At 32.6% G+C, this 25,332-nt stretch carries 24 protein-coding genes; 3 read left to right on the top strand and 21 right to left on the bottom strand.

The features are described from left to right. Positions 1-85: 85 nt before the first annotated feature. From R9X47_RS27205 to R9X47_RS27155, 11 genes are all read right to left on the bottom strand, one after another. Positions 86-253, bottom strand: coding sequence for a hypothetical protein (locus R9X47_RS27205; protein ID WP_432664198.1), 168 nt, complete (start codon positions 251-253; stop codon positions 86-88). 10 nt (positions 254-263) lie between these two features. Beyond that, positions 264-422: a hypothetical protein gene (locus R9X47_RS27200; protein ID WP_432664197.1), complete on the bottom strand. Its 159-nt coding sequence runs from the start codon at positions 420-422 to the stop codon at positions 264-266. 418 nt (positions 423-840) lie between these two features. Continuing rightward, positions 841-1,353: a zonular occludens toxin domain-containing protein gene (locus R9X47_RS27195; protein WP_432664196.1), complete on the bottom strand. Its 513-nt coding sequence runs from the start codon at positions 1,351-1,353 to the stop codon at positions 841-843. Continuing rightward, the gene (locus R9X47_RS27190; RefSeq protein ID WP_432664195.1) at positions 1,353-1,754 is read right to left on the bottom strand and encodes a hypothetical protein; all 402 of its coding nucleotides are present in this window, start codon (positions 1,752-1,754) and stop codon (positions 1,353-1,355) included. The genes R9X47_RS27195 and R9X47_RS27190 overlap by 1 nt, the downstream gene beginning before the upstream one ends. Before the next feature lies 1 nt (position 1,755). Beyond that, positions 1,756-2,136 (bottom strand): hypothetical protein, encoded by a 381-nt coding sequence (locus R9X47_RS27185; protein ID WP_432664194.1) that lies wholly within the window; start codon positions 2,134-2,136, stop codon positions 1,756-1,758. Positions 2,137-2,150: 14 nt separating this feature from the next. Beyond that, complete coding sequence (locus R9X47_RS27180) at positions 2,151-3,917, bottom strand: hypothetical protein (protein WP_432664193.1); 1,767 nt, start codon at positions 3,915-3,917, stop codon at positions 2,151-2,153. Positions 3,918-3,933: 16 nt separating this feature from the next. Next, complete coding sequence (locus R9X47_RS27175; protein ID WP_432664192.1) at positions 3,934-4,419, bottom strand: M23 family metallopeptidase; 486 nt, start codon at positions 4,417-4,419, stop codon at positions 3,934-3,936. Positions 4,420-4,651: 232 nt separating this feature from the next. Beyond that, positions 4,652-4,846: a hypothetical protein gene (locus R9X47_RS27170; protein WP_432664191.1), complete on the bottom strand. Its 195-nt coding sequence runs from the start codon at positions 4,844-4,846 to the stop codon at positions 4,652-4,654. A 50-nt stretch (positions 4,847-4,896) separates the two neighbouring features. After that, positions 4,897-5,124 carry a hypothetical protein gene (locus tag R9X47_RS27165; RefSeq protein WP_432664190.1) on the bottom strand — a complete coding sequence of 76 codons (228 nt, stop codon included), beginning with the start codon at positions 5,122-5,124 and terminating at the stop codon, positions 4,897-4,899. Beyond that, positions 5,125-5,403, bottom strand: a complete 279-nt coding sequence (locus R9X47_RS27160; RefSeq protein ID WP_432664189.1) for a hypothetical protein — start codon at positions 5,401-5,403, stop codon at positions 5,125-5,127. A gap of 144 nt (positions 5,404-5,547) precedes the next feature. Beyond that, a complete protein-coding gene (locus R9X47_RS27155; RefSeq protein WP_432664188.1) occupies positions 5,548-5,754 on the bottom strand; it encodes a hypothetical protein in 207 nt (68 codons plus the stop codon). Positions 5,755-6,066: 312 nt separating this feature from the next. Here R9X47_RS27155 and R9X47_RS27150 point away from each other — a divergent pair, with 312 nt between their 5' ends. After that, on the top strand, positions 6,067-6,420 hold the full coding sequence (locus tag R9X47_RS27150) for a helix-turn-helix domain-containing protein (RefSeq protein WP_432664187.1): 354 nt from the start codon (positions 6,067-6,069) through the stop codon (positions 6,418-6,420). A gap of 209 nt (positions 6,421-6,629) precedes the next feature. On the opposite strand, the gene R9X47_RS27145 is transcribed toward R9X47_RS27150, so the two are convergent. From R9X47_RS27145 to R9X47_RS27125, 5 genes are all read right to left on the bottom strand, one after another. Then, positions 6,630-7,358, bottom strand: coding sequence for a hypothetical protein (locus R9X47_RS27145; protein ID WP_432664186.1), 729 nt, complete (start codon positions 7,356-7,358; stop codon positions 6,630-6,632). 10 nt (positions 7,359-7,368) lie between these two features. Beyond that, entirely contained in the window at positions 7,369-8,310 is a 942-nt protein-coding gene (locus tag R9X47_RS27140; RefSeq protein WP_432664185.1) for a hypothetical protein, read from the bottom strand. 408 nt (positions 8,311-8,718) lie between these two features. After that, positions 8,719-10,716 carry a stalk domain-containing protein gene (locus R9X47_RS27135; RefSeq protein WP_432664184.1) on the bottom strand — a complete coding sequence of 666 codons (1,998 nt, stop codon included), beginning with the start codon at positions 10,714-10,716 and terminating at the stop codon, positions 8,719-8,721. A 244-nt stretch (positions 10,717-10,960) separates the two neighbouring features. Next, complete coding sequence (locus tag R9X47_RS27130; RefSeq protein ID WP_432664183.1) at positions 10,961-11,251, bottom strand: DUF1330 domain-containing protein; 291 nt, start codon at positions 11,249-11,251, stop codon at positions 10,961-10,963. Between the two features lie 367 nt (positions 11,252-11,618). Then, a complete protein-coding gene (locus R9X47_RS27125; RefSeq protein ID WP_432664182.1) occupies positions 11,619-12,920 on the bottom strand; it encodes a DJ-1/PfpI family protein in 1,302 nt (433 codons plus the stop codon). A 308-nt stretch (positions 12,921-13,228) separates the two neighbouring features. On the opposite strand from R9X47_RS27125, the gene R9X47_RS27120 reads away from it, so the two are divergent. Further along, positions 13,229-13,798, top strand: a complete 570-nt coding sequence (locus tag R9X47_RS27120) for a TetR/AcrR family transcriptional regulator (RefSeq protein WP_432664181.1) — start codon at positions 13,229-13,231, stop codon at positions 13,796-13,798. Positions 13,799-14,044: 246 nt separating this feature from the next. Here R9X47_RS27120 and R9X47_RS27115 read toward each other — a convergent pair whose 3' ends face one another. The 5 genes from R9X47_RS27115 to R9X47_RS27095 all read right to left on the bottom strand — a co-directional run bounded on the left by R9X47_RS27115 (position 14,045) and on the right by R9X47_RS27095 (position 22,518). After that, complete coding sequence (locus R9X47_RS27115; RefSeq protein ID WP_432664180.1) at positions 14,045-16,258, bottom strand: SBBP repeat-containing protein; 2,214 nt, start codon at positions 16,256-16,258, stop codon at positions 14,045-14,047. Positions 16,259-16,577: 319 nt separating this feature from the next. Next, positions 16,578-17,066, bottom strand: coding sequence for a GNAT family N-acetyltransferase (locus tag R9X47_RS27110; RefSeq protein WP_432664179.1), 489 nt, complete (start codon positions 17,064-17,066; stop codon positions 16,578-16,580). Positions 17,067-17,298: 232 nt separating this feature from the next. Then, the gene (locus R9X47_RS27105; protein ID WP_432664178.1) at positions 17,299-19,632 is read right to left on the bottom strand and encodes a stalk domain-containing protein; all 2,334 of its coding nucleotides are present in this window, start codon (positions 19,630-19,632) and stop codon (positions 17,299-17,301) included. A 583-nt stretch (positions 19,633-20,215) separates the two neighbouring features. Beyond that, positions 20,216-21,274, bottom strand: a complete 1,059-nt coding sequence (locus tag R9X47_RS27100; protein ID WP_432664177.1) for a hypothetical protein — start codon at positions 21,272-21,274, stop codon at positions 20,216-20,218. Positions 21,275-21,690: 416 nt separating this feature from the next. Continuing rightward, a complete protein-coding gene (locus R9X47_RS27095; protein WP_432664176.1) occupies positions 21,691-22,518 on the bottom strand; it encodes an MBL fold metallo-hydrolase in 828 nt (275 codons plus the stop codon). A 577-nt stretch (positions 22,519-23,095) separates the two neighbouring features. Between R9X47_RS27095 and R9X47_RS27090 the strand changes: the two genes are divergently transcribed. Next, positions 23,096-25,288 (top strand): EAL domain-containing protein, encoded by a 2,193-nt coding sequence (locus tag R9X47_RS27090; protein ID WP_432664175.1) that lies wholly within the window; start codon positions 23,096-23,098, stop codon positions 25,286-25,288. Positions 25,289-25,332: the final 44 nt, after the last annotated feature.

Genomic DNA, 25,332 nt, shown 5'->3' with positions numbered 1-25,332 from the left:
ACAGTCGCATTAAGTGCGACATTACTCAAGTAAAGCCTTTCCCACCGCCTTTGGCGGTGGTACTCTTCTTAGTTAAGCTTTACTTCTAATACCTATAAAATCTCTTAAGTTTACCAAAATTATATATTCCTATCCATACCAATAATGTTATAATTACTAACTCAGTTTGTGCAGACAAACCAAACTTGTAAGATATAAATTTCGTAATTCCTATACAAGTTGCTGATAATAATAAACCTAATACAAAACCCATATAACCTCCATTAACCATGAATTTTATTGTAAGTTTCCATATAATCTTTGATTACCTTATCTAAGACCTTAGTTACTTCCTTTTGACTTTCTGAATCTTCCTTATCTTCACATTCTCTTAAACGATGTAAAGCTAATTCAATTACTGATAATTCATCCAAAGTATACACTTTAAAACCTCCCTTTGGTTATGGTGGTATAGTATCACTACACATAATTCAACTATGAGAGAAAAGCAATATCCTCAAATCATAGATACAAATGTATTCCGTCGAAAATCTACCATAACGATGATAAGTAATCATCGCATTAACTAACGGGTCAATAAAATAGCCCTATAGAAATTTTGATTTAACCGTTCCTTGCACTACATTAGCCCTTATAAAAGAAATACAACTCTCTTTTTAAAAAAACTCCGCTACGAAAAACATAAAATGAAGCACATACAATTAATAACGATATCTTACTGGAGGGGTAAGTCTGAAGCCTTCCCCTCCATCCTTTTGACTTATCATTTCGCACTCTATAAAGGCCAAATTTCTCGTAATAATTAAAAAGCTTCTTGTACTTTTAATCCATGTTTAATTATTAATCTCTCATGAAATTAGTTGGCATTTCTTTAGTATCGTAGACACCGAAAAAAAGTGAATAGACAGAATAGGGAATAATCCATGTATTAATACACTCGTTAGTATCTAAATCTATTACATATACATGAATATCCTTAGTTTCATAGTCCATCTTACAATAGAACAAAATATCTATTATTTCCCTTATAGAAACATCTATTTGCATGAAACGCTGTGATATGAGGAATACATCAAGACCCTGTTTCCGTGTGATTAAACAAAATTCCGTTATTTTATCGTTTTTTCTAAAGTGCCTACCGTTGGCAAACATGTGAACCTCGTCTAAGATAATATAACTATCATCTGCGTTTCTAACGTCTTGAAATGTCTCAATAAGCTTTGAACCTTTAAAGTTGTAATTAGCTAATGTTCCTTTGTGTTTATTAATCGTTCTAAGCATACATACGAGGGCACTAGCAATAATACTTTTACCACTTCCAAGCTTTCCACTAACTGCATATAGGCCAGCCATTATTGACCGCCAATCTTAACACCAACCTGTGTCTTATCCATTAGTTCTTTATAGCTGATACTTTGGAGTGCCTTGATTAAATCCTTATTAGCACCTTCATTGTATCTCCGGAAATAAATATATTCTTCTAGAAACCCTGCTATCAGTGGACTATCTAATGTCTTATTTACCGTACCAAGCAGAGCAAGTGCAACGGAGGTTTTCGTCCTTAGTTTAAGGGTATGGTTTTGTATTATCTGTAAATGCTCCGATTGCTTATTCTTACTACCATTGATAATATCTAGTAGTGAGATTTCTTTAACTGGTTCCTGGGGGACTTCAATAATTTTCCCTTCTTGATCGTGCTGCTTATCTTCTTGTTCTATATGTTCCTTTACCATTTCCATTACTTCAACACTCATACTAAACCCCCCTTATTAGGGCAGTTAACTGACTTACTTCTTTCCATGCGAAGAAGCTAAAGACTATAGAACCTATACAAATGGCAACTAGTATAAATTCAAATATTGTAAGCTTTTCCCTAGTAAGTCTCTTAATCAAATGACTCTCTATAATACTTCTAGCCTTATTAAGTTCCAGTATCGGCAGTTCTGTTATATTCGATAGATATATCTTATTCCTTCTATCTTCTAAAACATCGGAATAGGCGATTATTTCATTATCTATAGTTAATATTTCTCCTTCTTTATAACTAGTACATTTCTTAACCTTCCATTTCGCTCCATCTTGAAGGATAATTCTATCTTTACTTAGCATCAGCATTATTTTTTTCATCAATTTCATTTTCTTCACTCTCCTTAAGCCATTCTTATTAATGTAAAAAGAATTATTAAACCAATCAAATATATTAACCAATCAGCTCCGAACCATTCTGACATAGTTGGATTCATTAATCCTATGGCGCTACTCCAAGAATTTTTTAAAGTATTTCCTACATATCCGGCATCACCTGTAAGTTCCACCGTAGGTAATTTAATATTACCAATGTTGATTCCTCCCCCCTCGTTTCCATCGTTGGTAGAAGGTGGAATAATTCCTATTGGGTCATTTATAAATTCATCATCAACTATGATACCATCGTCGGGTTTTTCATCGTCTGGAATCTCGTCTATTTCTTCCTGTGTATATCCGATATATAAGGTTTTACTTAAACGTACCTCGTTCTTCCACTTGGCATAGACTTGAACGGTATGTTTACCATTCTTAAAATAGGGGGACTTAGTCATGTTAACGCAAATAATCGCTTGCCATTCATAGAGCGAAGCACCATTTAAGCCCTTATCACTCCAAATATCAAGAACATTGTTTTTATAGTCTGCCGAAATTGCATTACCATCTAATATAACCTTAAGTTCTATATCGTCCTTATCATCCCACATAGATTCCTTTGTAAAGGGTATTTGAAATTTATATGCATCGTCTAGTATATCTACCTTTGTTTTTTCATAAGACCATATACCGAGTAAACTATCGGGTAGTAAGGGAGTAGACTCATAGTTATGGGAGTCTGAATTGTCAATTACATCGCCAGAGGGTTCTTGTTGTGGCAGAACTGGAACGGTTTCTAGTCCCTCGGTTATCATATCTATATCACTATATTTAATAGATGTTTTCTGTGGGTCTCCACTAAATTCATTGAGGCGGATAGTATAGAGATAACCGGGAAGTAAATCCATATAATCGGAATTCATAACTATGTACTTTTTTCCCTCGTCATTCTCCCTATAATAAATAAGTTCTACAAGGGAACCAAATTCAACTCGAATCCCTTCACTTCTTCCCCTTAAGTCAAAGCCGATTTGTGAGCCTACACTTACATATCTTGTAGGGGGTGTATACTTCACTGTTACACCATCGGGAATAGAGTACTCAACATAGTCGCTAACCTTAGCGGTATTATAGATTTTTAAAACCTTTTTACCGTATGGCGATAGGGAAAACTTATGGGTTCTTAAAAAGTCCGGTGCATTTGGATCGCTAGAAAGCATATCCGTTGTCGTTGTCGTTCCTCCATATCCATAGTTTTCGACCTGTACATACATCATTCCAGAATATGAAGCCGTATTATATACATATGGCTTTCCAATTATCTCAACACTTTTAGATGTTGGATTTTCTAATACTAGTACGCCTCCTAGTTCTAACTTTAAGCCATCACCTTGAATACCATTTTTCGAATAGAATATACCAGAACCATCGGTGTATAAAATATCATGATTGGAAGCTATCATAGTTACTGGATAACCGCTACTTTCTGAACCCCAACTACTAAAGCCCCATTCTTTTGTATCCCATTTCAAAGAGTCCTTATCCCATGCATAATACTTACCATCACCTATTAAATATTTTCCCTTCTTGTATTCAATAGGGGCATCGGAAAAAACTATCTTATATGTTCCGTTACAATAACCTATTGAATAATAATCATAATTCTTTACATTCTCGGGAATTGGTTGGAAATAGCTAGAATTCGTAATTATTACTTCGTCTTCATTTGCTAATACAAACAACATGTTAGATGTAAATACTAAAATAACAGTTAACAATATCAAGAATTTTTTCATTATCTATTCACCTCCCTTAAAACTCAATATAATTAGTTGGATTCTTTCTATCAGTATTATGTATTACTTCAAAGTGTAAATGTGGTCCAGTACTTATTCCTGTATTTCCTACGGTTCCTATCACGTCCGTATTAGAGACACTTTGACCGACAATTACATTTATGTCCTTAAGGTGTGCATACTTAGTGATATAGTTACTAGCATGTTTTATAGTTATTTGATTTCCATAACCATCATCGAAGCCGGTATATTCCACTATGCCGGGCAATGCAGGATAAACATTAGTTCCTTCTTCGTCTGCTAAATCTATTCCAGTATGCATTTTTAGTTCACCGCTTATGGGGTGGGTTCTCATACCGTAGGGACTTGATATCGTATAGGTATCACTATGTAAAGGGTTTGAGAATACAACACCACCAGAACCGCCCACGGTAACGGACATTTGCCCTGTTAAGGCTATAAAGACCAAAATGGCTATACCTATATATAAAAGCTTCTTCAAGCCTAAAACCTCCTAAAACTGTATTTGGTCAAAGACCATATCTATAATCCAAAAGGCTACTATAACTGTCACAACTATGCCGAATACCATTTATAACAACCCCCATTTTTCAAGTAAATATAATAAAATAGCTACTGCAACGCTAATTACACTAGCCATTTCCAAAGTCATATTTTCCATTTGTACCATCCTTCCAGATAGGTAAAGGGGAGATAATCTCCCCCCAATAATCCTATAAGTTCTTAACCTTATAAAGTATTGCTCCTACAACTCCAAGTGTAATGAATTGTGGCATGTAACCCATAATAGTAGCGATATTTGTGTCAGCTTCTGCCGCAAAAGCGTTAATTACTGAACCACCCGCAAGCATTACACCGCCTGCACCTACTGCAATATTCTTGGCATGCTTCTTTAAACCCTCAACCATGATTTCACCCCCTTTCGATGTATCTCAAAGGGTAGGGGTTAACCTACTCCTTAAATCTTGTTGTAAGAAAACTGAACTCTATCAGAGTTTTGGAAACTAAAGGCATATACGGATATTTCTAAATCCTTACCTTTTTCATGCTTCTTGAAATCATCTGCATGTTCTTCCTTTACATGGACTATATTAGTTGCAAATCCATTTCCTTCGATTCCTACTAAATAGCCGTTTCCATTCTTCTTAGGTTGAATACCTTTGTACTTTCCACTAAGTTTTAACATTTAAATTCCTCCTTTTTTTAATCCCATTTTTATGGCTTCTATGTATAACTTTTCATAATCCCCGTGTTTTAAAGGGACAACATTTTTAATTTCTTTTAGAATCTCCTTTGCTAGTTTTTCTCTTGTCATTACACCCTCCTTTTCCCTGTAAACCCTTGGTGTAATATGGTATAATTTTCTTACATTTACATTTGATGAAAGGAGCTTTATATTGAATAATATAATTAAACTCTTAGCGGTCATTCTTGTTGGTAGTGTCTTTGTATCAGTTGTTAACAAGGGAACCGCATTATACAAATTAGAGTCTTTCTCTCAAAGTTCATATGGATCTTCTTATAACTTAGGCTCTCTTATCAATTCACCAATATTTTGGGTTATTGTCATTATTCTAGGCTTGGGCTTCATGTACGTAAAAGATAACATTTAATTATTTTTTTTCCTTTTAGCATCAAGTTTGTCAAATATCATGCTAAAAAAAGGATATGAACCAACAGAAAATATCAATACAGTGATACTATCTCGCTCTAAAACAAATGATTCATTTTGATGATGATGTATAGCGATTAAGGAGCATATAACAAATATGCATGCTATAAGTATTTCACATAGTTTCTGTATCTTTTTCTTCATATACCAACCTCCTTTTTAAGACCTCTAATCGTGGGGAATTTTGTATTTAATTGTCAAAGAACAGTGTAATATTAATTATAGAACATTTGTTTGGTAAATACCGGCAGAGTTTCGGCAGTTTGCCGGAGGACTTTCGGCAGTACACATTCAATGTGTATATATGAACCAAAAATGATATAATTAGAACATAGAATATATTATTAATGTGTTTATTAGCACATTTTAGTGTTTATAAACACATTATAGTGCTATTACACACAAAAGTCAAGGGATTTTGTGTTAATTTACACATTCTTTTTTAGGAGGTTCTTAATGAGCGATTTTAATATTAAACTAGGGAACAAGATAAAGGAATTAAGAAATGAAAACAATATGACTCAAGAAGAGTTTTGCAATAAACTTACTATAAAATACAACCGAGGAAATCTAAGTAAAATAGAAAAGGGTAAACTTATGCCATCAGCTGAATTTATTAGAAGTGTAATCGAGACATTTAAAGTGTCAGCTAATTGGTTACTTGATATAGAAGAAACGATAGACAGAGATAAGACTGAACAGTTAGGAGTAGAATATTTAGAAGTAAATAAGCAATTCAAAGAGAAGGGGTTTAAAACTAGAGATATTAAAAATTTAATTAAAGCAATAGAAAACCTAACAAAAAAATAACAACCAATAAAAGGTTGCTATTTTTTTACCATTATATAGTTTTTTACAATCTCGTAACCGTAAATTTTTTTTAACTTTACATAATTATCTATACAGACCCCGCAAAAAGAAGAAATCGCCGATCGGCGATTATTGTATATTCCTAACTAGATTAATAAAATAAAAAAATTGTCTACTAATCATACTTTTATCATTAACTAATTTAATGTTTAGTTATTTGAGTAATATTTCATAAGGTACTTTTTTATATCATCTTTGTCCTCAACATTACTTGCATCAACAAATTCCAATAGTGCATCCATAAACTCATCTCTTGTTACATTTTCTAATATGCTGTGTAAAATAAAATCTATCCGTATTTCATTTATTTTGGTATGAAGATTCTTTTCTTCATGAACTATTTTTGAATACATATTTGAAATAGTAAAGAATCTGATGCAGTTCCCAATTAAACTAACAGTATAAAAAATTGTAAAAAAGAATGCATAGCTAACCAAAGCCAAAAGTGGCAGAAATAGAAAATATGGAATCAATTCTTTCGGGCTATATATCAAAATATATAAGGAGAAAAATAAAGCAATTTCAACTGCAACAATAAAAGCTAAAAATTCAAAACTTACAAGTATTCCTTCAATTACACCTTTTCCATTTGCTTTCTCCATAGCTCTTTTAATATCTTTGTTTATTAGGCCAAGCATTAATGCTATACCAGCCAATATTATACCAATCATACCAATAAGAGCTGACGCAATATATAAAGTGATATTCTTTAAAGCCTCTTCATAATACTGAAATCCATTATATAAATCTAAAAAATACGTCAATGCTAAGAAAAGCATTGTAAAAATTAATGCCAATATGCATTCTGTAGCTTTAATATTCGTAATATCTTTCCATTTTTTATACTTATTAAATCTTTTAAAAGGACGTTTTTCCATGTGTAATCACCTATAGCATTCTTATTATAGAAAGCACTTTATTTTTACATACATCTATAAACAAACCTCTTGTCTTTTCTTCTTCACTTATCTTTTGTTTTATTGGTTTTGTGTCTTCCGTAGTAAAAGTTTTCCCATCTACGCTTGTTGCTTCAACACTTGCATATCCAAGTCCTAATGCTTTCTTTCCAGATAATTTCGAATGTATTTTATTTATTTTCCCAATTTCCTCATTGATTATTTTTGCATTCAAGTTAAGACCTCTTAAAGATTTGGAAGTAAATACAATACTCTTATTAGTTACATTTCCTTCTTTCATTGACTCTAAAATTTCTTCTCCATTATTGCTAATCTCGTCTAGTAGCTCATCATCTGGATTTGGAGGAATTATATGTATTTTTAGTGATTCTAATTCTCCAATCTTTCTTAATTCATTTTTTATATCAGCAATATCCAAATTTGGTTTTATTAAGCTTATTTCAAAATTATATCCTTTTTCCTCCTTATTCATACTAGCAGTAAGCAATTCTTTAAATGCATCATTAAATTCTTTACGTCCAAATCTATTTGTAGTATAAAATACCACTACTTCTCTATATACATCAAAATAGAACTGAATTATCTCTGAATTTTCTACAGGTATTTTCTTCACTACATTTGTCTTTTCATCAATATCATTAATAAATAATAACGACTTCTTTACTACATTCCCAACAATAGCATTATTATACTTATCATCTAACTTATCAATAGATCTAAATTTAAATACAGCATTATACTCGTGAACTTCACCTTTTTCATCAACTCGCACATCTTGTTTTTCATATTTAACATCGTTATTAATGTTAATAAGCAATTTTTTTAGAATCTTTCTTAATTCTTTAGGTTTATCATAGATATCATAAATATGAGAAACAACATTTACTTTGGAAAAATAAAGAGTAGCTGACATTAAAAATCCCCCTAGTTTAAATTTTACCTATGTTTACATATTATTCTACATAATCATTCTTTTTCCTTCAAATTTTTACAAAAAATATAAAAAACTAGATTACATCTAGTTTCATTGTGTTCTTATTTTTATTTTCCCAAAGCTAAATTTAGTCATACTTCTTGCCTTTTTCTTGCCGGTTAAATACTTTCTACTAATTTTCATCAACTTTAATTAACTTTTAAAATCTATATGCATATTGGTATTACAAAGTTTCACCAATTCTTAAATTCAATCATTACATATCGCAACCTTCTCAAAATCCGTTGGTAGCAATATGTCAAGGGGACAGGGTTACCGACACCACTATCTAAATCTTGAGATAGTGTCGCTAACTCCGTCCCCTTGTTCTTTTTTCCTTTTTATGTACTATTCTTCTGTCATTGTAGGTTTTTCTATTTCAAAAGGCTTACCTATTTCCTCATATTCTATCTTACCTTCTGATTGGAAATCCATTTGAATACCGTTGAAGGTACCATGGAGCAAATACTTGACTTCTTTAGTCTTAATATTACCCTTTTCATCAACTAAGTAACTTATTTCTAGTTTTTTCAGTTCAAAATTATCCCTTGAAATTTTATTTGGAACAATAATACTTCTATCATAAATAGATCTTTTAAGTGCAGCCTTATTCTCATGGTTAGAATCTATTTTTATTGTGAATTTAGTTCCATCTTCATCCTTTTCCTCTATAATATCACTTCTGAATAAACTCATGATATTAGACAAAATGTCAAAATGTCTATCCTCATTTTCTAGATCATATACACGCCAAGAGGGTTTTTCCACTTCAGATCCATATGTCCTATGATATATTTTTTTGTCCGTAACCACTCTTTCCGATTTATATACGTCTGAGCTATCGTCATCAATAAACTCATAGCTAGATTTGCTAACTCTCTTCTTAATATCTATTTCATCATAACCACGATCTTGAAAACCATATGAGGCTAAATACTTTATATCTGACTCGTCTCTATCTAATCCTTCCCTATCATCTACCTTAATATTATCAATCCTATCTCTAAAATTAAATTTTCGTTTAAAGGGTTCATTTTCTAATTTCTTTAAGGCTTGATATAACTTCGGATATTTCTTCTCAAATTCCTTCTGATCATCTTCTAAATTCCTCTTTACAGTTTCTACCGACAATATATTTATCTCAGATTTTTCGGAGTCAATAATTGCCACGCCTCCTAATTCTGATACAACAAACGTGAAAGGTACGTAGCTTACTCCATCCCTTTCTTGAAGGCGCAATGGTATTGGCACATCAAGTCCATTTACTAAAGCATAATCCATATACTTACCCATTGTAATATAGGAATTATCCTTTTCGATTTTTATATTTTCAACAACTTCATCGACTGAAACCTCAGCTTCTAAAAGCTCAGCCACCTTTTCTACCGGAACTAATATTTTACTATCTACAATAATTGCTTCTAGATCCAGGGAAATATCCTTTCCATCTTTTTTCAACTGTAAAGCTTTTAAATCTATTGACTTTTTCGACTCTTCTTCTCCATCACCTGGTATACTAATTTCCAATGGGTTACCAATATTTTTGTATTCACCTTTAAGTATCAATAAGAACTCTACTGTAAGCTTTTCATCGAAAACCTCTAAGATTACTGATAAGTTATTATTCTTCAGAGTCCCTTCATTGTCTATAATATATTCAAGTTTAAAATTCTTTATTTTTATATCAGGTCTTCCATCTGACTCTTTTAGTTGTGTATAGATCGCGTTCTCTTCACCTAAAATATCTATCAAATCATCAAACTGAATACCATCATCAATTTCAATAGTATATATGGTACCTGTCTTTGTTCTATCTCTTTTAATGTTGTCCTTAAATTTCACCAATTCTCTCATCATTTTGTCTCTATTAGAAAAGTATTTGTCCTCTTCTAATTCTGTTTTTGTCCAAACCATGCCTTCTACCTTATTTTTCTTTGGCTTTGTATAAACAATCCCATCTAAAACTATGACCTTCAGTCCATTCTCTTCTTTATTCCATAATTGCTTTATGCTAACTGAAGTATCAGACTCTAATTTTTTATTTAAGTAGTCAATTTTAGAATTATTCTTTATGTCGATCTCAACTTCTTGTATATTTTTAACAAGTGCCTCAAAATATTCATTATCGTTATCCTCTGCAATTTTCCAGTTAGCTACCTTCATACTTATGGAGTTGCTATATTCAAAGGGCTTATTCATTATTTTTTCTATTGCTGTATATAATTTCGGATATTTACTATATAAAGATTTTTCCTCTTTCTCATACTCATTTACTAAAGAACTATCTGCAAAACTAGAACTTGTACAAAGAATCAGTATCAAAAGTATGCTTATTACTCTTTTCATTTTCTCCGCTCCTCTAATTAGTATTTAGAACCTATTGCTTCATTTATGCCTCTATCTATATCCTTAGTAAGTTTAGCCACAAGTTCCATATTTAGAAATTTTTTCTTAGAGTCATTATATATCGTCTACATTGATATTTCAATCATCACATCGTCATAATATTTGCTTATTTATTGAATATCATATTTCTTATGCTTTCTACTGCTTCTTCTTGCAACTCCTGCATTACATAATAATTTTGATATTAGTTTAATCCTTTTACAATGACGGTATCACATTTAGACGCATTTAATCTAAACTTTAAAATCTCTTGATATTCATCTGATTCATACCAATCTCTTAAAGCATCTTCAGACTCAAACTCAATAATGATCATCCTAGAATACTTCCATTCACCCTCAAGAACAGTTGGTTGATTTTCAACGACAAGATATTTCCCCTTGTAGTTTTTAAACACTGTGTCACACTGATCTAAATACTTCTGATATTCTACTTCATCCTCAATCCTTATCTGTGCAACAAAATATGCACTCATACTATTCTCCCCCTCTAAAATTCTAATAAATTTTCTTTACTATAGATTATAATATGATGTGCATAACAAAAGCCACCATAATTTAGGCGGCTTTTTGTGCAAATCTTCATTCTTTAATTCATATTAGTTGCGGAGAATATCCAAATAATGATATTTTTAAAATATACTTTAGTTTTATAAATGACGAAAAAATAGATGTAAGTCAGTTTAAAATTCCTTATAAGTAAGGTTAAGTATGGAGAGCGCAAAATTAAAATACAAAGAGCTTAGAGAAAATTCTAAGCTCTTTTTTTATATGTGAATTCTATATATATCATCGTGATAGTTCATTTGATATAGAATATTTTAAAGGTTCAACAAAAAATAGTTATACAGTTTTCTCATTGAATCTTCTGCTTACTAGTTTTTTATAAGTTCTTCTTACTTTGGGTTTATAAAGCGAAATTATTGGTGATGTAATAATTATGCTAATTATATATCGTAATTTACCTGCTTTTTTTGGCGTACCAATATTAAATATAGGTTGTGGATTATATTCCATTTTAATGTTTTCGATATAAGCCGCTGTTTCGCGCCCATACAATTGTGAAACTACTTGTAGAGCAACTTCAAAAGACCCAATTGCCGGACCAGCTGTATGATATTTTCCATCTGAAGCCGTTTCTGTATTATGTCGAACTGCACCTACACCCTTTAACATGCCTAGCATATGAAAATTCGTAACTGACATTCTACCTTCTAGTAGTCCTGCGGCACCTGCCACAAATACTCCAGCACAAACACCTATAACTGCTTGAGCTCTGGGTGCTTGCTGCTGATAAAATTCAATGAGCTCAGGATCAACGGTCTCTTTAGGAAGTATTGCTCCAGAAATTAGAACATCAACTTGTGGACACTCCTTAAAAGTCATATTTGATACCAAGGTTGGACCAACAATTGCTTTTTTCTCTCCTTTATCCTTCCAGACAAAGTAAATTTCTACATTAGGTAATGAAGAAAATACATCTATTGCTCCAGCAACATCTGGTAGATATAATCCAGGTGGAGTGATGACAGCTACTTTTAACGGTTTTTTACCTACTTCAGGTAAATACTCTTGATGTATATCTTTGAAGCTAGCCTGTGGGTTATATTCAAGATTAAGTTCTAGCATTTTCGCAATAGTATTTCCATGAAGTTTACTCATTAAGTAAAATGCCGACTCTATTGCCGCGGTTGAAGGACCCGCAGTAATAAATTTTCCATCCTTAACAAAACTCTTCTTATCAACTGGTGTAACTTCATAGCTCTTTAATAGACTAAGACTATTTCGATCTGCTGTAGCATGTTTTCCTTTTAAAACACCAGCTTTACCGAGGGCTAATACACCACTTGAAATACCAATCACATAAGAGCAGTTTTCAGTTTGACGTTGTATGAATTGTATCATCTGTTCATTAGTTAAGGCCTCAGTTGGAATTTCTGGGATGATCAATACATCTAAATTCGGGCATTTTGAAAATGTTGTAGTGCTTTTTAAAGGATATTGCGAAGAACCAGTAATTAATCCTTCTTGTTCACCAATATAATAAATCTTATTATTTGGATGAAATCGTAAAGCGGCTTCTGTTCCTACAACATCTGCGTTCCTAAATCCTGGCATTAATAAAAATCCAATTTTTCGTTTCATAATACAACTCCTTCCAAAAAAATCTCAAATTCTCTATTCGAATAGTATCTTAAATTCATTATACATACTCAGCTGTACATTGTCAATTATTATTTGTACAGTGTACAGTTTAATTCGTACACATTGAACATTTTGCATACATATGTTATACTTGTACTAATGTAAATGGAATGAAAAGGAATTTATGTTTTTCCAGAGGGATTTTATTGAAATAATGTTAATACATTTATACTTGATTTTATAAAATAGTAAATTTACTAACTATGAAAGGAGAAATGATCGTAGTTTAGTTGATCATAAAAACAGTTATGCATAATAGTCCACAAACCAAGCAAAAGATTATTGATACTGCTATAGCATTATTTAAAGAGTACGGATATGAAAAGGTTTCTATCAAGCAGATTTGCCAGCAATTGAAATTTGGAAGAAGTACATTTTATTATCATTTCCGCACAAAAGAACAGATTCTATCAGAGTTTTATAAACCAGATAAAGTTTTTAATACCGAACGAATGTCATGGATTCTTACAGCAGAATCCAATATCGAAAGAGCTTTTAGAATTCAACTCGCTTATGAGAAGCACATTGATAGTGTTGGGAGTACTGAAGCAATAATTCATTATTTAGCCTCTGGAATGACAAAAGGCTTTGATGAAAATGTAGTTTCTGCAAAAGAAATGAAAGTACTATTAATGCCTATCATCAAACAATGTCAAGAACTTGGAGAAATCAAGAATCCTACAGATGCTGAAACTCTTTGCAATGTAGCGATAAATTTGCAAAATGGTATATTAATGAAGTATTGTCTTAGTAAAGGTAATCTTAATAGAGAGGAAATGTTGATAAGTTCATTAAAGGCTCTCTATTGTATTGAATAACATAGAGAGTATAAAGAATATCGTAGGAAGAATTCGAATAGAGAAGAATTGCCGTTCACCCAAAAAAGAGAGCTAAAATCGATAATTTTTGGCTCTCTTTTTGATGACACAGAAGTTATATACACCGACAAGACGATTCCATTGATATATCATCGAAGCTTCACTCTTGCTATCGTTGCCAATTGGATATATTACTTCGATCCGATTCTTAATCTTAGGCTTGATAGGACAGCATATTCTACGATTTTATTGATTTGAACCTGCTTCATAAACTATAGCAGTAATATTTTGATTCATTATCTTTATTTGAGAAGGTATTGGAGATATTATAGGAGGATTAGTATTAATCTTTGTAACAAATGCGTCAGAACTACCTCCACCAAATACTGGTTGAATAGGATTCATAAGTGGAAAATTTAATGATTGAGTCTGTCCTGTCACATAGGTACTGCCGGTATTATCTACTGCTATACCAAGGCCTTCATCAAAACTACTTCCTCCAAGATAGGTAGAGAAAATAAGAGCTGTGCCTGCAGGGTTTACCTTTGTTACAAATACATCAAAAGAACCTCCAATTACTGGTTGAATAGGATTCACAAGTGGAAAATTTGCTGAATCAGTCGTTCCTGTCACATAGGCACTGCCGGTATTATCTACTGCTATACCACGGCCTCTATCAAAAGCACTTCCCCCAAGATAGGTGGAGTAAATAAGAGCTGTGCCTGCAGGGTTTACCTTTGTTACAAATGCGTCAGCAGAACCTCCAATTACTGGTTGAATAGGATTCATAAGTGGAAAATTTGCTGAATCAGTCCGTCCTGTCACATAGGTACTGCCGGTATTATCTACTGCTATACCAAAGCCTCTATCAAAACCACTTCCCCCAAGATAGGTGGAGTAAATAAGAGCTGTGCCTGCCGGGTTTATCTTTGTTACAAATGCGTCAGCTGAACCTCCAATTACTGGTTGAATAGGATTCATAAGTGGAAAATTTGCTGAATCAGTCCGTCCTGTCACATAGGCACTGCCGGTATTATCTACTGCTATACCAAAGCCTTCATCAAAACCACTTCCCCCAAGATAGGTGGAGTAAATAAGAGCTGTGCCTGCAGGGTTTATCTTTGTAACAAATGCGTCAATAGAACCTCCAATTACTGGCTGAATAGGATTCATAAGTGGAAAATTTAATGAACTAGTCTGTCCTGTTACATAGGCACTGCCGGTATTATCTACTGCTATACCAAGGCCTGCATCAGTACCACTTCCCCCAAGATAGGTGGAGTAAATAAGACCTGTGCCAGAAGGATTTAGCTTCGTAACAAATGCGTCATTATTTCCTCCAATTGCTGTCTGAAAAGCTCCAGCAGTTGTTGGAAAATTTCCTGAAAAGGTAAATCCTGTAACATAGGCACTGCCGGTATTATCTAGTGCTATATCAAGGCCTGCATCATTAGCATTTCCCCCAAGATAAGTGGAGTAAATAAGAGCTGTGCCTGCAGGGTTTATCTTTGTAACAAATGCGTCAGCAAAGCCTCCAAATACTGGTTGAATAGGATTCATAAGTGGAAAATTTAATGAACTAGTCTGTCCTGTCACATAGGCACTGCCGGTATTATCTACTGCTATACCATTGCCTACATCAAAACTACTTCCCCCAAGATAGGTGGAGTAAATAAGAGCTGGATCTATAATAATAGGGTAGTCTGGATTATAACCCTTTTCAATTTCAAAACTATAAAAGCTTTCCCTATTTTCATGCTTCTTTACTACAAAGCTGCTATCAAGTGCCACCTTTCTTCCTTCAATCTCCTGATAACTTACAGGATGCTTATCAATTAGTACTCCAAGCTCATTTTCAATTAATAGATTTCCTTCTTCGTCTAAGGATATATCTTCTGCACCTTTATAACTTAGCTTAATATCCTCAAAATCTGCTCCTGGATGAACTACAAATTCATATTTAAGCTGTCCCTTTGCTCCATAAAATATTAAATCTATACCTTGCCATAGTTCCTTATACACTACTTTTTCATAGGTAGATAAATCTGTATACCACTTTTCAGGATCATTTCCCTTAATGTAATTGACCCTTCCACCGCCCCTGATTTGACCTTCTATTCTCACATCTGGATTAGCACCAATAAACTGCATAGATAGGGCTACTCCAATTTCTTTTTCCTCTTCCTTAGAAATATTACCTTTACTTGTGCTTTTATCAAAAATCCCTTTTGATATTCTTTTAACAAAGTTTAGAACTACTTCTTCCTTAGTAAAGTAGAATACAAAGTTTCCTCCCTTAGCATAGTATTTAACCTTATTGTCTATTTGTCCGGCATTTGTGATAAACATCATAGGCATTTTGCTTAGATCACTAAGGACTTTCTCCTTATCAGTTACAGAAATTGTCTTAGAAGAATACAAGCCTTGTTCCTTCTCTGTTTTTTTTAATATAATAGACATTAAAAAATTCACTCCTCATGTTTCTATACATTCTTATTTGAAGCCTTTTAAGCGAAAACTATATACTTTAGATTGAAAATTATCTTAGAGATTTATCCCTGTATTTCTTACACTTTATATTATGTAGTAGTTAAAACTTAGTGCTACTGTGGATTATATTTAGATGCATAGAAACGAAGTTGGCAACAGCTCCCCCCTGGCATCCCGTAATCCTTTCACAGGAAAATGAAAAAGATGTTAACTAAATTATAGCTAACATCTTCTTTACTGACCTATATCCATTAGAAAGAAAGATTTTCTTTTGATATCGAATTTGTATTTATATTTCTCTTACCATTATAAATGAGTCTCCTGTATCAGCATATTCTATAAAACCTTGTTGTCTATATAAATTTATAGCGTAATTATCTTTTGAAACACAGAGACTTATTCTTTTGATGGAGTATTTTGATGCATAATCAATTAACCAATCAATCATTTTTTTCCCAATTCCTTGATGTCGATAGTTACAATGGACTCCAATTGCTAATACAGGTGTATTTTCATCTATATACCCACGTATGGAATCGTTATCAGTCCAAAATCTGTACCAAGCCGCACCGACTGGAATTGAGTTGATGGTGGCAATAACTGCTGCATCTCCTTCTCGTTTTCCCCATTCAGCCAGCGCATTACTTACATCCGGGTAGGAAAGTCCTTCTTCGAATGAAGGCTTTTTATTGCTTTCACGCCAAAAAACTGCTTCATAAAGCATTTCTCTTAAAAATGGAATATCAGAAGATTGTGATGCTCTTAAAAGTATATTCATATTTCCTCCTTTACGTTGCTTCTAGAGCGTGTCTGAAAAAACTATAGTGACATAATAGTAATTTTCAAGTTTTTTCTTATTATACCAAATACTTATTTTTCATAAAGATTCTCAAAGTAAACTTTGCTGAAATATTATATCTTAGAACGAGACGGTTCGGAGTGCCCCCTGATACCTCACAAAAAAAGAACTCCTCTCTTTTGAGATTTGTCCTTTTTTTCCTTTTTATATACTATTCTTCTGTCTTTATAGGTTTTTCTATTTTAAGAGGCTTACCTATTTCCTCATATTCCTCCTTCGTTTCCGACTGGAAATCCATTTGAATTGTTTTATAAGTACCATGTATTAAATACTTAATTTCGCTGGACTTCATATCACCGTTTTTATCAACTAAGTAATTTACTTCTAGATTTTTCAGTTCACAATCATCTTTTGAAAATTTATAGGGAACAATAGTAGCTTTATCATAAATAAATCTCTCAAGTGCCGCCTTATTCTCATGGGCGGAATCTATTCTTATTGTAAATTTAGTTCCATCTTTAACCTTTTCTTCTATAATATCATTTATAAATAAGCTCATGCTATTAATTGCAAGTTGAAAATATCTATCGTCATTTTCTAAATCAAATGACATCCAAGAAGCTTCTTCGCTTTCGCTGAGCCCTGATCTATAGTATAGTTTTTTGTCCATAACTATTGACTCTGATTTATATACCTCTGATTCACTAACCACAGTACTCTCATAGTCCCACTTTCTAATTCTGTTCTTAACATCTACTTCATCATAACCTCGCCCTTGAAAATCATATGAGGCTAAATGATCTATCTTTGACTCTATCATATATGAATCGTCTCTATCTATGCTTTCTCTATCATCTACTTTAATATTATCAACCCTATGGCTATAATTAAATTTTTGTTTAAAGGGTTCATTTTCTAATTTCTTTAAAGCTTGATGTAACCTCGGATATTTCTCCTCTAATTCCTTCTGTTCATCTTCAAAATCCCTCTTTACAGCTTCTACCGACAATATATTTATCTCAGGTTTTTCTGAGTCAACAATTGCCACGCCTCCCAATTCTGATACAACAAATGTGAGAGGTACGTAGTTTACTCCATCTCTTTCTTGAAGGTACAATGGCATTATCACATCAAAGCCATTTACTAAAGCAAACTCTGCATTCTTTCTTATTACAATATAGGAATTATCCTTTTCAATTTTTATCTCTCCAGTAAATTCATCGACTGAAATCTCAGCTTCTAAAAGCTCAGTTACCTTTTCTACTGGAACTAATATTTTACTACCTACAACGATTGCTTCTAGATCCAAGGATATATCCCTTCCATCTTTTTTCAACTGTAAAGTTTTTAAATCGATTGATTGTTTTGACTCTTCTTCACCATCACCATGTATACTAATTTCCAGTGGATTTCCAATGTTTTTGTATTCACCTTTACTTGTCAGCAAGAACTCTACTGTAAGCTCTTCATCGGAAACCTCCAAGATTGCTGAAAAGTTAGTATTCTTCAGATTCCCTTCATTGTCTACAATATATTCAAGTTTAAAATCCTTTATTTTTATATCAGGTCTTCCATTTGACTCTTTTAGTTGTGTATAGATTGCATTATCTTCACCTAAAATATCTATCACATCATCAAACTGAATACCATCATCAATTTCAATAGTATATATGGTATCTGTTTTTCTTCTACCTCTTTTAATATTGTCCTTAAATTTCACCAATTCTTTCATCATCTTCTCTCTATTAGAAAAGTATTTGTCTTCTTCTAATTCTGTCTTTGTCCAAACCATACCCTCTACATTATTTTTCTTTGGCTTTGTGTAAACAATGCCATCTAAAACTATGACCTTAAATCCATCCTCTTCTTTATATCCTAATTGCTTTATGCTAACTGAAGTATCAAACTCAAATTTTTCATTTAAATAGTCAATTTTAGAATCGCTCTTTATGTCGATCCCAAACTGTTGTATATTTTTAGCAAGTTCCTCAAAATATTCATTATCATTATCATCTGCAACTTTCCAGTTAGCTACCTTCATGCTTATGATGCTGCTCTGTTCAAAGGGCTTTTTCATTATTTTTTCTATTGCTTTATATAATTTCGGGTATTTTTTATATAGAGATTTTTCCTCTTTCTCATACTCCTTTTCCAACTGATCTTCAGATTTTACATGTAGCCTATTATCCACTTCTATTTCTACATTCATTGACTTTGTTATAGCTTCTAAGGGCACGAACAATCTACCGCCAATAACTTCAATTTCTTCATCTAAATCTACTCTATCACCGTTCAATGTCATGTACTTAGAATAGGTATCAATCTTAATCTCTGTATCGTCCTTTATAGCTGTAAATTCTCCTGTGTATCTATCCCACTCTACCTTTGCTCCTAGTGCCTCAAACATTTCCTGTGCAGGAATCAATGTAATTCCTCCATCAATACTCGATACCTTACCATCTACATCTACTGTTAAAGAACTATCTGCAAAACTAGAACTTGAACAAAGAATTAGAATCAAAAGTATACTTATTACTCTTTTCATTTGCTCCACTCCTTTAATTTGTCTTTAGAACCTATTGCTTCATTTATGCCTCTACTATATCCTTAATAAGCCTAGCTACAAGTTCCATATCTAGAAATTTTTTCTTAGAGTCATTATATATCGCCCACATTGATATTTCAATCAGAACATCGCCCTAATAGCTGTTTATTTCTTTTAGTTAAGTCTATGTCCTCTCCATCTAAATGAATTACATAGACGCTATAGCTTGCCTAGACTCTAATTAGGAGTATTTATTATAAACTTCTTTTAGTATGGAAAAAGTTCCTTTAACCATTTGATTTCATTTCATATTGCTCCATTTTTCAGGCCTCCAAAACTAAAATCTTTAGCCAATTATAAAAATTGCCTTAGCACCGGTAAAACAATTTATTTAGAATATACTCTTTATTGTTTGTAAAAGTTTTTCATAGACAATCTGTTATTGAGAGTCTTAGTTGAACAAGAAGATCAAAGTTAAAATGCAAAGAGCTCAGAAAAAATTCTAAGCTCTTTTTTTATATGTGAATTATCTATATATCATCAAGATAGTCCGAAACGGGCCCCGTCTTTGAGATATATTTGTCTAATTATCTGGTATATTTTTTATAGAAACTAATGCATACCCTATTGCAATAATTTTATTATCAACAAGCGTCATTTTACGAATATATTTTTCTGAAATAATCGTTTTTTCCCAGTTTATTAAATCGCTTGAACTTAAAATATAGCTATGGTCTACACTACTTTGTCCTTTTTCATTTGGAGGAGTATACTTCTTACCCAAAACTATTACTTGTGAACCATTCCACATTATATTTTCAAATTCGCTCCTCCCTTTCTGTGCTCTAATCTCTTTCCAAGTACAACCATCCTCTGATGAAAATATGATATTTCTTTCTTCTCCACATGCACCTCTACCCAAGTTTCCTATTGCTATAAATTTGTCTCCCGTCCATATTATTTTTTCAAAACAGGCTTCATCATTATACTTTAACGTTATATCTTCCATTGTGTATGAAGTGTCTTTCCATGTTACCCCATCATAAGATACTGCAGTTCTTCCTGAGTTACCTCCTGCCACTGTAATCTCTCCGTTTGATGCAATAGTATGGAATTGCCTCCAACTATAATTATCTTCTGCTCCTTCTGCATTTCCGTTATCTTCCCATACAATACCATCATTCGAGCTAAAAAATCTCGCTGAATTAGAGTTACATCCTATAAACCTTTTACCAGTCCATATTACTTCTTTTATTAGTAATACTTTTTTAGTATCCTCATCTATTTCTTCATATGCAAAATCACTTAAATTCGAACTTTCTTTTAACTCCCATTCAATTCCATCATTTGAAAAGTACACATTACCTCGACAAGTGAATACTGCATACTTTTCTCCATCCCAAACTAAACTATGATTACTAAAATAAGGAGTCCCATGTGTTTCCCATTCTTCTCCATCTTTTGAAATATAAGCTCTTCCATTAATTGATGTTACTAAAACAATTTTCCCATTATAGGAAATGTTACAACCCTGTTTTTCAATATCTTCACTTATTTGATAGTCAACTGCATATGATATATTAGATATCACAAGTAATAAAATTATAGTAATTAATACATTAAACGCCTTTTTCATTCCCATTTACCTCCCCCTATCTGTAGATTTTTACCTCGAATTACATATTATTCTACACAATAACCTTTTTTCCTTCAAAATTTTATAAAAACTATAAAAAAATCAAGTAATTAACCAAGTCAAATCGAAAGGTGTCATCAGAACCGTCACCTTGCAACCTTCCTCTTTTTTCCCTTAACGACTTATGCTTAAGTTCAGTATTTTGTGTTATACTTATTACGGAATTATATAAGGTAAGAATTTATTCTACAAAGTCATTCTTTCCCCTGTAAATTTCTACAAAAATTAAAAAACTAAGTGAAAATTATCACCTAGTTTCAAAGTCTTGCTATTACGCTGAGAGGGGGTGGTGTCACTCCATACCATCCCCAAGGTATACCATCTTTTTTCTTTGTAAAAATTATTCAATTTTACAAATCATTCTATATAATTATGGTTTTTCCTGTTTTTAATTCATTAATTTTATCACCCATTTGAGTCTTTAATAGGCTATAAGCCTTCTCCCCAGTACAGTGGCAGGTATAGTAATTATTAACCCTCTTCGCCAATAAGGTCTCACCAAGATTATCTATGAACTCTTCACTCTCATATTTCTTACCAATTGGATCATAAAGGTGCATTCCTCCAACTGCTGTATTGATATTACCTTGTATTAAATCTTCAGCTTGGTCAATTATATTGCCTATTCCAAGGTGTGAGCATCCGCAAATGAGGCTCTTCTTATCCCCTTCAGAGATTATTAGATTTATTTCATGCTTAAAATCATCTTCAAGAAGGCCTCGTTCATCCCTCATCAACAGCTTTTTATTGGAGCTAGGTAATAACTTATCTGGCTTAACTCCATCAAATACAAGCATACCGTTACCTAGATCAGTTAGCCCTTCAATTAGCTGTACCCTTTCATGATTCATAAACGTAGGATTCAATCCTATATTTATCTCAAGTAACTTTGAAACCCTTGCATAGTATTTATCAAAGGCATACTTGCTTGCTATAATTTTAGCTTTATCGTTGGTCTTAATGAATGCTTCAAGACCGCCTCCATGGTCTTTGTGGCCATGGGAAATTACTAGTAGGTCTACATCTGAAATATCTACCCCAAGCTTTCTGGCATTCTCTATAAAAGTATCATCGGGCCCTGTGTCAAAAACGACTTTAATACCGTTAGTCTCAATATATAACGATAGCCCATGCTTGTTTTTTAACTCCTTAGATTCTGTTCGGTTTTCTAATAGTGTAACTATTTTCATGCTATCCCCCCTGTAATCCACCCCTATGTATTGATGATCTTACTATTTTATTGATTTATGAAAAGTGCAAGCTTTGTATAATCCCTAAATTCTACGTAAAATTAATTTCACCTTCAACCCTTAGCAAAAATTATAAAAAACTAGATAATTTTTCAACCTATTTTTTGCATTCATATTTATATTTATATTTATTTCAAACTTAATTTAGAAATACTTCTTGCCTTTTTCTTGCCACTTAATTACTTTTGGCTAATTTTCATCAATTTTAATTAAGTTATACAATATATATGCATATTGACATTCCTACGTTTTATCGATTATTAAATTTAATCATTACATATCGTAACCTTCTCAAAATCCGTTTCTAACAACTATGTAGAAAATATAGACCATTTTTAAATAAACATCTCCTTCTCCTCTACCTCACCTTAAAAAAGGATTTTTGTACAACAATGTCGAATTTTGTATTCAAGACATTTCTTAAAACCTACATATCTACATAAATGTAAAATTGTGAGTACATTTCTAAATCAAATTACATATGAGCCAAAAAACAAAATGTTAGAAGGTGTTTTATATGGATTTTAATAATGAAATTAGTGTTCAACAATACCGCTCTATAGTTGATAATCTGGACGAGCTAATTTGTAGATTTCTTCCGGATACTACATTGATTTTTGTCAATAAGGCTTACTGCGATTATTTCAATAAGAGTCCAGAGGAATTAATAGGTTCAAAATTCTTAACCTTCATACCACAAAAAAGCCATGGGTTCATCATTAAAAAGTTGAAATCACTTAGTATAGATAATCCTAGTATTACATATGAACATCAAGTGATAAATTCTAAGGGTGAAATTTCTTGGCAGCAATGGACTGATCAAGCTTTTTTTGATAGTGAAGGTCAAATTATTGAATTCCAATCTGTGGGTATAGATATTACCAGTCTTAAAAAGTCAGAGGAAACTTTACAGAAAAACTACGATGAAATTGAACAGAGAATAAACGAAGGAACTAATGAGCTTAAAAAGGCTAATGAAAAATTAGAAAAAGAAATTAGAGATCGAATAATAATAGAGAATGAACTACGCCAAAGCGAAGAACGATATCGTAAATTAATTGAACTTTCTCCTAATGGAATTGTGGTACATATCATGGGTAAGATTATTTTCTCAAATAATGGCTTTGCAAAACTTCTCGGAGTAGAAACTGCTCAAGAACTTATTGGGAAAAGCATATTTGATTTTTTACATCCCGACTACGTCCAATTGGCTAAGAAGCATATAAAACATATATCTATGGGTAATTCCATAGAGTTTAGTGAAAAAAGGTTGATTAGAGCCGACGGAAAGATTATAGATGTTGAAGCAGCAGGAACGGCTATTACGAATGGTAAAGAACCTGAGATTTTAGCTATTATTCTAGACATAACGGAGCGTAAGAAAGCTGAAAAGCACATTAAACATTTGGCCTATCATGATGCATTAACTAATTTACCTAATCGATATTTTCTAAATAATTATTTGAAGCGGCTATTAACAGATATCACTCAAAAAGAACACACAATAGCCGTTATGTTTATTGATTTAGATAGATTTAAGATAATCAACGACACCATGGGTCATGACTTTGGGGACATTGTTTTGCAGCATGTCGCTAAAAGGCTCATTGGTTTAGTTCGCAATGATGATATTGTTTGTCGCCAAGGTGGTGACGAATTTATTATCTTAATGAAGGATGTAAGTCAGGAAGACATCACAAAAATTGGACAAAGAGTTATTGATGAATTTGCCCGTCCCTTTATAATTAATGGACGTGAGATTTTTACCACTCCTAGTATCGGAATTAGTCTATATCCTACCGATGGTCAAGATGTAGAGTCTTTAATTAAGTATGCCGATATGGCAATGTATTCAGCTAAAAATAATGGAAGAAATAACTTCCAGTTTTACAATACTAAGCTGAGTGAAAAAATATCTCGAAAGATGGACCTCGGAAATGGATTAAGAAAAGCATTGGAGAATGATGAATTCATACTTCATTATCAGCCTCAGTTTGATCTGAATACGTATGAGATTATAGGTATGGAAGCCTTAATACGCTGGAATCATCCACAACTAGGACTAATTCCTCCAAATGAGTTTATTCCGTTAGCAGAGGAAATTGGAATTATAATTGATATTGGAAAGTGGGTTTTGAGAACTGCATGTAGACAAAATAAGAATTGGCAAGAAGCTGGCTTCCCTTCTATTCTGATGGCAGTAAATATTTCAGGTCGCCAGTTCCAAGATAATCACTTTGTGGAAACTATTCATCAAATCTTAGAAGAGACAGAACTTGATCCGCAATACCTAGAACTAGAAATTACTGAAAGTATTATGCAAAATATTGAAGAAGTGACTGTAGTATTAGATCAACTAAAAAATATAGGAGTTCGACTATCCATCGATGATTTTGGTACTGGTTATTCATCACTAAGTATTCTACAGCACTTACCTATTGACACCTTAAAAATTGATAAATCCTTCACAAGTGGAATTATGACTGATTTAAATACCTCTGCAATTGTAAAGACAATTATTGATATGGGAAACAACCTAAAATTAAAAGTAATCGCTGAGGGCATTGAGGAGAAACACCAAGAGTCCTATCTAAAGCAAAACACGTGCTTTATAGGGCAAGGTTTTCTTTTAAGTAAACCTCTACCTGCTGAAGATATTGAAAAAACATTAAAATTTCTTACTCCAAATTTGAAAAATAATATTAACTAGTCCACTCCTATCTGAAAGTCTCAAAAAGGTCAGCGTAGAAAGGT

Origin of the sequence: Wukongibacter baidiensis, from assembly GCF_050888315.1 — a bacterium.
Lineage (GTDB): Bacteria > Bacillota > Clostridia > Peptostreptococcales > Caminicellaceae > Wukongibacter > Wukongibacter baidiensis.
This window is presented reverse-complemented; position numbering and strand designations above follow the sequence as displayed.